The following is a 10,151-nucleotide window of genomic DNA, read 5'->3' on the forward strand; positions in this document are numbered from 1 at the left end:
GTTCTCCCGCCCGGTGTCGCCACCGTCCTGGGGGTGCTCCGCTCCAGCGCGGTCGTCGTCGACGAGAACGACCAGGTGCTCAAGGCCTCGGCGCCGACGTACGCCCTCGGCCTGGTCAGCGGGAGCTCGCTGACCAGCGACGACCTCGCGGACCTGGTCCGGCAGGTACGCCGTGACGGCCAGATCCGCGAGACCGAGCTGACCCTGCGCCGGCCGGCAGGGCCACCGCTGCACGTCACCGCCCGCATCGCCCCGCTGAACAGCCGGCTCGTGCTCGCGCTGCTCGAGGACCGCACCCGCGAGCGCCGCATCGAGTCGATCCGGCGCGACTTCGTCGCCAACGTGTCCCACGAGCTGAAGACGCCGGTCGGCGCGCTCAACCTCCTCGCCGAGGCCGTCCAGGAGGCGGCCGACGACCCGGAGGCGGTGACCCGGTTCGCCGGGCGGATGCAGACCGAGAGCGCACGGCTGACCCGCCTGGTGCAGCAGATCATCGAGCTGTCCCGGCTCCAGGGCGACGACCCGCTCGACGTCCCGAAGCCAGTCCAGGTCGACGACGTCGTGGCGCGCGCCCTCGACCAGAGCTCGATCGATGCCGCCTCGCGCGGGATCGACCTGGTGCAGGACGGCGAGCGGGGCCTCGAGGTGCTCGGGAGCACCGACGAGATCGCCCTGGCCCTGAGCAACCTGGTCTCCAACGCCGTCGCCTACTCCCCCGACAACAGCCGGGTCGTCGTCGCGGCCAGGCCGGACGACCTGCGCGTCGACATCGCCGTGACCGACCAGGGCATCGGCATCCCCGCCGACGAGATCGACCGGATCTTCGAGCGGTTCTACCGGGTCGACCCGGCCCGGCACCGGTCGACCGGCGGCACCGGCCTGGGCCTCTCGATCGTCAAGCACGTCGCCGCCTCGCACGGCGGCGACGTGTCCGTGTGGTCGGTCGAGGGCCAGGGGTCGACGTTCACCCTGTCGCTGCCCCGCCGTACGACGTCCGACCCGGCACCTTCTGACACCAGCACCACCTACCTGGAGGCAAACCCGTGACCCGAGTGCTCGTCGTCGAGGACGAGGAGTCCTACAGCGATGCGTTGGCCTACATGCTCCGCAAGGAAGGGTTCGAGGTCTCGATGGCCGCCACCGGGCCCGACGCGATCGCGGAGTTCGAGAAGGCCGGCGCCGACATCGTGCTGCTCGACCTGATGCTCCCCGGCATGCCCGGCACCGAGGTCTGCAGGCGGATCCGGCAGACCTCCAACGTGCCGGTGATCATGGTCAGCGCGAAGGACTCCGAGGTCGACAAGGTGGTCGGCCTCGAGCTGGGCGCCGACGACTACGTCACCAAGCCCTACGCCCCGCGCGAGCTGGTGGCCCGGATCCGCGCCGTGCTGCGCCGCGGCCAGGAGGTCGAGCTCGCCCCTGCGACGCTCGAGGCCGGCCCGGTGCGCATGGACGTCGAGCGGCACACCGTCACGGTGAACGGCGAGGACACCAAGCTGCCGCTCAAGGAGTTCGAGCTGCTCGAGATGTTCCTGCGCAACCCGGGCCGGGTGCTGACCCGCGGCCAGCTGATCGACCGGGTCTGGGGCTCGGACTACGTCGGCGACACCAAGACCCTCGACGTGCACGTCAAGAGGCTGCGGGCCAAGCTCGAGCCGGACCCGAGCGAGCCGAAGTACCTCGTGACCGTGCGCGGCCTGGGCTACAAGCTGGACCTCTGACCCGGGCCGCCCGCCGCTTGTAACTCTGTGTTACGACCACTATGACGGTGGTAGAACACCGACCTAGTGGTCGTAACACAGAGTTACATGCTCAGTCCGGGTCGGGCAGCACCAGGATGCGCTCCAGCCGCTTGGTGCGCTCGACGATGTCGTCGAGGAGGGCGCGCGGGTCGGCGTCCTTCACGTCGTGGTAGCTCGGCTCCAGCAGCGTGAGGGCGCCGATGGCGGCGCCGGCGTACATCCGGACGTCGTCGTCGACCTCCCGCCCGAGCCGCCGGCCGATCCCATCGGCGAGCAGCTCCATCGGCCGCATCATCTCGGCCAGCAAGCCGCGGCGGAGCTCGGGCACCTCGCGGATCAGGCGGTTGCGCAGGTGCTCGAGCTCGAAGTCCTCCTCGGGCAGCGACGCGATCCCGGTGCGTACGGCGTAGGTGAGAGCCTCGGTGAGCGACAGCTCCGGCGGCGCCTCCACGAACCTCTCGATCGTCGTCTCGTCGACGAAGTCGGAGAGGACCACGTCCTCCTTGGTCGGGAAGTAGCGGAAGAACGTGCTCGGCGAGACCTCGGCCGCGGCGGCGATGGCCTCGACCGACGTGGCGGCGTACCCGTTGCGCTGGAACAGCTTGAGCGCCTCGCGCTGGATGGTCGCGCGGGTCCGCGCCTTCTTGCGCTCACGCAGCCCGGGCGAGGTCGACACGCTCCGATTCTGCCTCGTGCGGCTTCCGGGGCAGCTTCACCGCGGCGATCGCGGCGCCGAGGATCGCGACCCCGACGGAGATCCACAGAGCGAGGTCCATGCCCTCGACGAAGTGCTCCGGGCTGTCACCGACGCCCGAGTAGCGAGCGTTGAGCGCCGCGCCGAGCACCGCGACGCCGAGCACGCTGCCGACCTGACGCAGGGTCTGCACCAGCGCCGAGCCGACGCCGGCGCGGGTCCGGGGCAGGCTGACCAGCGCTGCCGTCTGCGCCGCGAAGAGCGCGGCACCGAAGCCGAGCCCGACCACGGCCGTCCAGACCGAGGCCCTGCCGAAGCCGTCGTCCAGCCCGGTGGTCGCGCCGTAGGCCATGCCGGCCGCGACCAGCAGTGACCCGACCGCCGCGAGCGGCGCGGCGGGGACCCGGCTCCCGAACCGGTTCGACAGCTGCATCGCGACGAGCATCCCGATGACCATCGGGAGCGTGCGCAGCCCGGTGCCCAGGGCGTCGGCACCGAGCACCAGCCGGTAGTACTGCGGGAGGGTGAAGAAGACGCCGAACAGCGACATGCTGGCGACCGTGGCCGTGATCGAGCCCCACCGGAACGCCGGGAGCGCCCACACCGCGTAGTCGAAGACCGGGATCGCACCGGTGAGCCGCCGCTCCCAGACGAGGAACGCCGCGAGCAGGAGCAGGCTCCCCGCCAGGCAGCCCAGGATCACCGGGTCGGTCCAGCCGCGGTTCGGGCCCTCGATCACCCCGTAGGTCAGCGCGACCAGCCCGGTCGCCGCGAGGACCACGCCGGGCCCGTCGAAGCCGCGGCTCTCCTGCTCCACCCGTCCCGAGGGCAGGAACCTCGCCACCGCGACCAGCGCGAGGGCGATCACCGGGACGTTGACGACGAAGACCGACCCCCACCAGAACGACTGGAGCAGCGCCCCTCCGACGATCGGGCCGAGCGGCAGTCCGACCATCGTGGACAGGCTCATCACCAGGACCGCCTTGGGCCGCTCGTGCGGCTCGAACATGACGACCACCGCCGACATGGCCAGCGGGATCAGGGTCGCGGCGCCGAGCCCCAGCACGCACCGGGCTGCGATCAGGGAGGCGGGGCTGTCCGCGTAGGCGCACCACAGGGAGCCGGCGGCGAAGATGAGCAGCGCCCCGATCGTGAGCCCCTTGCGGCCCATCCGGTCACCGAGCATCCCGGCAGGGAGGAGGACGGCGGCCAGGACCAGGAGATAGGAGTCGGCGAACCACTGCAGTTGCGAGGTCGAGGCGTGCAGGTCGGTGGCGATGTCGGGCAGCGCCACGTTGAGGACGGTCATGTCGAGACCGACCACGAGAAGGGACAGGGCGGTCGCCCCCAGCGCCCACCAGCGCCCGGAGGGCTCGGTCATGACAGTCACTCCAATCTGGTGGTTACTCTATTTTGATAGTAACTGTCAGATTGTACGGCGTCCAACCTCAGCCCAGGAGGGGCCGCCACTCGTCCCCCAGCACGGCCCGCTCCCGCGTCGTCAGCGGACTCCGGCCCGTGCCCTTGAGCACGGCCTCGACGTCGTCCCAGCGGTCGGGCAGCGGAGCGCCGTTGAGCCCCTCGAGCACCCGACGCGCCTCGGCCAGCGCCGCCACCGGCGGCCGCGGCGCGCCGGCGAGGTCGACGGTCAGGTCGAGCAGGTGCGTGGTCGCCTCGACCACCAAGGTCGAGGCGAGATCGGCCACGGTGATCACGTGGCCCTGGGTCCGGACCCGCGACGCCGGGTCGGCCGCGGCCACCGCGCGGCCGGCCGCGTCGACCGTGGTGGCGAAGTGGTCGACGAGGACCGCGCCCGAGGGGTACGCCGAGGCGGCCACCCGGACGAACTCGGCATGCGGCTGGTTCCACTCCGAGTCCGGGAAGAACGGCCGCCAGTAGGTCACCGAGTCGACGTCGGGCTCCTTCCCGGGCACCGCCGGCGACGCCAGGGCGACCAGCGTCCGCTGGGCGTCGAGCAGCTGGTGGAACAGCAGCTCACGAACCGTCCAGTCGGTCCTGGTCGGACGGTGGAAGTCGGCCTCGGGCCGCCCTCGGACGGCGTCCGCCTCGGCGGCGTAGAGCTGGATCAGGAGGCCGGGCAGCCTGTCGGTCACGGTCCCATCCTGCGGGCACCCGACGACGGCCGGAAACGGTCGCCAGGAACGGTGGCCGGAGACCGTGGCCGGAAGTCGTGCTCAGAGGTCCGATATCCGCGTGTGCTCTGTCGGTGCCCGTACCTAGGCTTGGACCCGTGACCGCGACCACTCCAGCCGAGGAGGCGATCGAGCCCGACGCATCCTCCGTGCCGGCCTGGCTGCCCCTCGCAGCCGTCGGTGTGACCCTGCTGCTGTGGGCGTCCGCGTTCGTGGCCATCCGCCACCTCGCGGGCACGTTCTCCCCCGGCTCGCTCTCGCTCGGTCGGCTCGTGGTCGGCGCGATCTGCCTGGGCGTCGTCGCGGTGGGCCGCGGTCTGCCGAGGCCCACCGGGCGCCAGTGGTTCTCGATCATCGCCATCGGCGTGCTCTGGTTCGGGGTCTACAACGTCGCGCTCAACGCCGGCGAGCAGCACGTCGACGCCGGCACGGCGGTGATGCTGATCCAGGTCTCCCCGGTGCTGGTGGCGCTGCTGGCCGCGACGTTCCTCCACGAGAGGTTCACGCTCTACCTCGGGCTCGGGCTGGCGCTCGCCTTCGCCGGCGTCGGGCTGATCGCCACCGCCTCCGGCGACTCCAGCGGTGACCGCAGCGTGCTCGGCGTCGTGCTGTGCCTGGTCGCCGCGGTCGCCTACTCGATCAGCCTGGTGCTCCAGAAGCCGCTTGTGGCCCGGCTGCCCGCCATCCACGTGACCTGGCTGGCCTGCACCATCGGTGCGATCGTGTGCCTGCCGTTCGCCGGCCGCCTGGTCGACGACACCCGGGACGCCTCGGCCTCCGACGTCTGGTGGGTGGTCTACCTCGGTGTCTTCCCGACCGCGATCGCGTTCACGACCTTCGCCTACGCGCTGCGCCACATGTCGGCCAGCAACCTCGGCGTGACCACCTACCTCGTCCCGCCGATCACGATCGTGATGGGCTGGCTGTTCCTCGACGAGACGCCGCCCACGATGGCCTACGTCGGTGGTGTCCTCGCGCTGGTCGGCGTCGCCGTGGCCCGGCGCAAGCCCCGCACCCTCGCGAAGGAGACGCCCGCGCCGGTCTCCTGACAAGATCCGCTGCGTGGACATCGTCGCGGACGTGGTCGTCGGCCTGGTCGCGGCGCTGCACGTCTACTTCCTGGTGCTCGAGATGTTCCTCTGGGACACCCCGACCGGGCACCGCACCTTCGGGCTCGAGCCCGCCTTCGCCGCGGAGAGCAGGACCCTCGCCGCCAACCAGGGGCTCTACAACGGCTTCCTGGCGGCAGGACTGGTGTGGGGGCTGGTGTCCGACCGCGACGAGGTCAAGCTGTTCTTCCTCGCCTGCGTCATCGTGGCCGGGGCGTACGGCGCGGTGACCGTGAGCCGCCGGATCCTGCTGGTGCAGGCGCTGCCCGCGCTGGTCGGGTTCGTCCTAGTCCTCGTCTCCTGAGCCTGCCTCCAGCCAGCCTCGGAAGGCCTCGAGGTTGCGGGTCGACTCACCGCGCAGGTTGCGCCACTCCCACTCCTTGCGGATGGAGGAGGCGAAGCCGAGCTCCAGGATCGGGTTGAACGACTCGTCGGCGGTGGTGAGCACCGCACCGAGCAGCCGGTCGAGCTCGTCGTCGTCCTCGAGCACCGACAGCGGCAGCCGGCAGTCGAGGTAGATGTCACCGAGCCGGTCGATCGCGAAGGCGATGCCGTACAGCTTGAGGTTGCGCTGCAGCAGCCATGCATAGACGCGCTCGTGGTTCTCGTCCGGTCGGCGGCAGACGAAGGCGTGTACGCCGAGCGCGTGCTTCCCGACGTCGAGCCGGACGGGGGTCTGCAGCTTCTTCTCGCCGGGCAGCGCGAAGGAGAACTGTCCGGGCTGCGGCTCGTCGTAGTCGATGCCGTTCGCCTCGAGGTAGGCCCGCAGCCGCTCCGCGCCGTCCGTCACACCACCGTTGTAGCAAGCGAGGCCCGGGCGCGGTCGTAGACCTCGAGGGTGGCCTCGGCGGTGGCGTCCCACGAGAACAGCGCGGCCTGCCGGCGGGCGCCGGCCTCGAGCCGGCCGCGCAGCGCGTCGTCGGCGAGGACCCGGTGCAGCGCGTCGGCCCAGTCCTCGGTGCGGTGGGTCGGGACGAGCAGGCCGCTGTGCCCGTCGCGGACGGCCGTGGTCAGGCCGCCGACGGCCGCGGCCACGACCGGGGTGCCGGTCGCCTCGGCCTCCACGGCGACCAGCCCGAAGGACTCGTTGTAGGACGGCACCGCGACCAGCGTCGCGGCGGCGTACCACTGGACCAGCTCGGCCTGGGAGACCGGCGGCACGAAGCGGACAACGTCGGTGAGGCCGAGCTCGGCCGCGAGGTCGGCGAGGGCCTGCGGCTTGTCCAGGCCCGACCCGGAGGGGCCCCCGACGATCGGCACGACGGTCCGGGAGCGGCGGCCGGGCTCGCGCGCGAGCAGTGCGGCCACCGCGCGGAGCAGGACGTCCGGGGCCTTCAGCGGCTGGATCCGGCCGGCGAAGAGGAGTACGTCGGCGTCCACCGGCAGCCCGAGCGCCGCCCGGGCCGCGGCTTCCGGGACCGGGCGGAACACGTCGAGGTCGACGCCGGGGTGTACGACATCGACCCGGCCGGGGTCGGCGTCGTAGAGCTCGATGAGCTGCTTGGCCTCGGTGTCGGTGCTGGCGATCAGCCGGTCGGCGGCCTCGACCACCTGCTCCTCGCCGATCACCCGCGCCGCGGGCTCGGGGGTGTCACCGTCGGCCATCGCGTCGTTCTTGACCTTGGCCATCGTGTGCATGGAGTGCACGAGGGGGACGCCCCAGCGGTCGCGCGCCAGCGCGCCGACCTGCCCCGAGAGCCAGTAGTGGCTGTGCACGAGGTCGTAGTGGCCGACGGGCTGGGCCGCCTCGGTCCGCAGCACCTCGCGGGCGAAGACGCAGAGCTGGGCGGGCAGCTCCTGCTTGGTCAGCCCCTCGAACGGGCCGGCGTGGATGTGCCTGACCGTGACGCCGTCCCCGGCCTCGACGATGGGATCGAGGACCGAGCTGGTCGAGCGGGTGAAGATGTCGACGGCGACGCCGCGCCGGGCCAGCCGCTTGGCCAGCTCGATGACGTAGACGTTCATCCCACCCGCGTCGCCGGTCCCCGGCTGGTCGAGGGGCGAGGTGTGCAGGCTGATCATCGCCAACCGCTCGAGCGGATCCACGCACTACCTCCTGGAGACCGAGTGCCGGTGGGGGCGTACTGCCCCAGGACCTGAACCAGCCGGTGCCCCAGGTCATTCCCGGCCGCGGTGGGCGGGAGCTCTGCGTCAGGCGGCGTGCGAGCCCCGGGACCGGTGCGCCGAACGTGCTTCGCCGTCGTCCTCGTGGCCGCGGCGGGCCAGGATGCCGGCCACGCAGTAGACGACCATCAGCGCCCCGAGGACGCCGTCGACCGCGCGGTCGGAGTACTGGTTGTGGAGGAAGGAGGTCACCGCCCAGGCCAGCGCCACGAGGCAGAGCGCCACCACCACGCGCAGCGCGACGAGCCCGGTCACCAGGCCGGCGCCGATGCCGAGCAGGGCGATGACCAGCAGCACCAGCCCGCCGTAGTGCAGCGCGTCGATCACGGAGGCAGGGCCGTCGCCGTTGTCGAGCAGGGCCTGCGCGATCCAGCACAGGCCCCCCGCGACCCCGGCGAGCCGGACGAGGGTGGTCGCTGTCACGACCGAAGAGTCTGCCACCACAATGTCGGCCATGACCGAGAGTCCCCCGAGCCCGTCCCACCAGAGCCGGACCGCGGTGGTGACCGGGGCGAGCAGCGGCATCGGCGCGGCAACGGCCCGGATGCTCGCCGGAGCGGGCTTCCACGTGTTCTGCGCGGCTCGCCGAGCGGACCGCGTCGCGGAGCTCGCCGACGCGATCGATGGGACGCCCGTCACCTGCGACGTCACCGACGCGGGGTCGGTCGCCGTACTGGCCGACGCAGTCGGGCCGAGCCTGAACCTGCTGGTCAACAACGCCGGCGGCGCGTTCGGCGCCGACCCGGTCGGCCAGGCCGACCCCGACGACTGGCGCCGGATGTACGACGTCAACGTGATCGGGCTCCAGCAGGTGACCCGGGCCCTGCTGCCCGCCCTGATCGCGAGCGGCGACGGCATGATCCTCAACGTCGGGTCGACCGCCGGCCGGATCGCCTACGAGGGCGGCGCCGGCTACACCGCGGCCAAGCACGGCACCAAGGTCGTGACCGAGACCCTCCGGCTCGAGCTCTGGGACCAGCCGGTGCGGGTCTGCGAGATCGCGCCGGGGATGGTGAAGACCGACGAGTTCGCGCTGGTCAGGTTCGCCGGCGACCAGGAGAAGGCCGAGGCGGTCTACCGCGGCGTACCCGATCCCCTCACCGCCGACGACATCGCCGATGCGATCACCTGGATGGCCACCCGGCCCGCCCACGTCAACGTCGACGAGCTGGTCATCCGGCCCCGGCGACAGGCGGCGCAGCACAAGGTGCACCGCGAGCCCTCGTCGGAGTGAGTGCACTCCGAGCCGGCGTGGAAGAGTGAGCCCATGGCCTCGCACAGCGACATGAAGACCATCGGCCTGGTCGGCGGGATGAGCTGGGAGAGCAGCGCGGTCTACTACCGGGACCTCAACCTCGGCGTGCGCAAGCGGCTCGGTGGGCTCGCCTCGCCCAAGCTGGTGATGAGCACCGTCGACTTCGCCGAGCTGACCGAGCTCGAGGACGCCGAGCGCTGGGACCAGATCGGGGCGCTGCTGGCCGATGCCGGCCGCAGCGTCGAGCGGGGCGGTGCGGACTTCCTGCTGCTGTGCACGACGACGTTCCACAAGGTCGCCGACCAGGTCGCCGCCGCGGTGGACATCCCGCTGCTCCACCTGGCCGACGTGGTGGCCGACGCGTGCATCGCCGCCGGCGTGAAGAGGCTCGCCTTCATCGGCACCACCGTGGCGATGTCCGACGGCTTCTTCACCGACCGGATGGCCGGCCACGGCCTCGAGGTGCTCGTGCCACCGGCCTCGGAGCACGACTGGCTCAACACCGCGATCTATGAGGAGCTCGTGCACGGCGCCGTCCTCGACCGCACCCGCAGCAGGGTGGTGCAGCTGATCCACCAGCTCTGGGACGCCGGCGCCGAGGGTGTCCTGCTCGGCTGCACCGAGCTCGAGCTCCTCATCCACCAGGCCGACGTCGACCTCCCGGTCTTCCCGTGCACGACCCTGCACGTGGAAGCGGCCCTGGACCGCGCGCTGGGGTAGTCCGTGACGAAATGGCTGTGGAGAACGGTGTTCGGCCAGCCATTACGTCACGGAGTATCGCGGCGGGCCGGGGTCAGCCGCCCAGCACCAGCTCGGCGACGCGACGGAGGTCGTCAGTGAGGTGCTGCTCGGGGACGGTGGCGTAGTCGCCGCAGAGGTCGAAGTCGTAGATGTACATGTCCGGCTTGGGGATGCCGCCGGGGACCTCGCGCAGGTCGATCCGGTCCACCAGCTGCTGCAGCTCGCTCGCCCGGGCGTCGGCGGTGTCGAGGTCGACCGAGCCGTCGGCGGTCAGCCCGGCGAAGCCACCGGAACGCCGCACGCTGACGGTCCGGGTCGGCGCACCCGTCGCAG

13 protein-coding genes are annotated in these 10,151 nt (G+C 71.8%); 6 read left to right on the forward strand and 7 right to left on the reverse strand.

Annotation, left to right across the window (positions count from 1 at the left end; all coding sequences use genetic code 11):
• Together VFV89_RS20250 and VFV89_RS20255 are read left to right on the forward strand one after the other, a co-directional pair.
• The coding region (locus VFV89_RS20250) for a sensor histidine kinase (protein WP_329707782.1) at window positions 1-1,047 on the forward strand (1,047 nt) is incomplete at its 5' end.
• Window positions 1,044-1,721 (forward strand): response regulator transcription factor, encoded by a 678-nt coding sequence (locus VFV89_RS20255; protein ID WP_329707783.1) that lies wholly within the window; start codon window positions 1,044-1,046, stop codon window positions 1,719-1,721. The genes VFV89_RS20250 and VFV89_RS20255, both read left to right, overlap by 4 nt.
• Before the next feature lie 91 nt (window positions 1,722-1,812).
• Here VFV89_RS20255 and VFV89_RS20260 read toward each other — a convergent pair whose 3' ends face one another.
• The 3 genes from VFV89_RS20260 to VFV89_RS20270 form a co-directional block, all read right to left on the reverse strand.
• Window positions 1,813-2,418 carry a TetR family transcriptional regulator gene (locus VFV89_RS20260; RefSeq protein WP_329707784.1) on the reverse strand — a complete coding sequence of 202 codons (606 nt, stop codon included), beginning with the start codon at window positions 2,416-2,418 and terminating at the stop codon, window positions 1,813-1,815.
• The gene (locus VFV89_RS20265; RefSeq protein WP_329707785.1) at window positions 2,393-3,817 is read right to left on the reverse strand and encodes an MFS transporter; all 1,425 of its coding nucleotides are present in this window, start codon (window positions 3,815-3,817) and stop codon (window positions 2,393-2,395) included. Before VFV89_RS20265 ends, VFV89_RS20260 begins: the two co-directional genes overlap by 26 nt.
• A gap of 67 nt (window positions 3,818-3,884) precedes the next feature.
• Entirely contained in the window at window positions 3,885-4,550 is a 666-nt protein-coding gene (locus VFV89_RS20270; RefSeq protein ID WP_329707786.1) for a maleylpyruvate isomerase N-terminal domain-containing protein, read from the reverse strand.
• 137 nt (window positions 4,551-4,687) lie between these two features.
• Here VFV89_RS20270 and VFV89_RS20275 point away from each other — a divergent pair, with 137 nt between their 5' ends.
• Together VFV89_RS20275 and VFV89_RS20280 are read left to right on the forward strand one after the other, a co-directional pair.
• On the forward strand, window positions 4,688-5,638 hold the full coding sequence (locus VFV89_RS20275) for a DMT family transporter (protein ID WP_329707787.1): 951 nt from the start codon (window positions 4,688-4,690) through the stop codon (window positions 5,636-5,638).
• A gap of 13 nt (window positions 5,639-5,651) precedes the next feature.
• On the forward strand, window positions 5,652-6,002 hold the full coding sequence (locus tag VFV89_RS20280; protein ID WP_329707788.1) for a DUF1304 domain-containing protein: 351 nt from the start codon (window positions 5,652-5,654) through the stop codon (window positions 6,000-6,002).
• Here VFV89_RS20280 and VFV89_RS20285 read toward each other — a convergent pair.
• The 3 genes from VFV89_RS20285 to VFV89_RS20295 form a co-directional block, all read right to left on the reverse strand.
• On the reverse strand, window positions 5,985-6,488 hold the full coding sequence (locus VFV89_RS20285) for a YbjN domain-containing protein (protein ID WP_329707789.1): 504 nt from the start codon (window positions 6,486-6,488) through the stop codon (window positions 5,985-5,987). The genes VFV89_RS20280 and VFV89_RS20285 overlap by 18 nt on opposite strands.
• Window positions 6,485-7,720, reverse strand: coding sequence for a D-inositol-3-phosphate glycosyltransferase (gene mshA, locus VFV89_RS20290; RefSeq protein ID WP_414690414.1), 1,236 nt, complete (start codon window positions 7,718-7,720; stop codon window positions 6,485-6,487). Before mshA ends, VFV89_RS20285 begins: the two co-directional genes overlap by 4 nt.
• 129 nt (window positions 7,721-7,849) lie before the next feature.
• Window positions 7,850-8,245, reverse strand: a complete 396-nt coding sequence (locus VFV89_RS20295) for a hypothetical protein (RefSeq protein ID WP_329707791.1) — start codon at window positions 8,243-8,245, stop codon at window positions 7,850-7,852.
• A gap of 31 nt (window positions 8,246-8,276) precedes the next feature.
• Here VFV89_RS20295 and VFV89_RS20300 point away from each other — a divergent pair, with 31 nt between their 5' ends.
• The gene (locus VFV89_RS20300; RefSeq protein ID WP_329707792.1) at window positions 8,277-9,056 is read left to right on the forward strand and encodes an SDR family NAD(P)-dependent oxidoreductase; all 780 of its coding nucleotides are present in this window, start codon (window positions 8,277-8,279) and stop codon (window positions 9,054-9,056) included.
• Window positions 9,057-9,089: 33 nt separating this feature from the next.
• On the forward strand, window positions 9,090-9,797 hold the full coding sequence (locus VFV89_RS20305) for an aspartate/glutamate racemase family protein (RefSeq protein WP_329707793.1): 708 nt from the start codon (window positions 9,090-9,092) through the stop codon (window positions 9,795-9,797).
• Window positions 9,798-9,870: 73 nt separating this feature from the next.
• Here the strand turns inward: VFV89_RS20305 and VFV89_RS20310 are convergent.
• Window positions 9,871-10,151 (reverse strand): protealysin inhibitor emfourin (locus VFV89_RS20310; protein ID WP_329707794.1); only part of this gene is annotated, 281 nt, incomplete at its 5' end.

Source organism: Nocardioides sp. (genome assembly GCF_036274455.1).
Taxonomy (GTDB): Bacteria; Actinomycetota; Actinomycetes; order Propionibacteriales; family Nocardioidaceae; genus Nocardioides.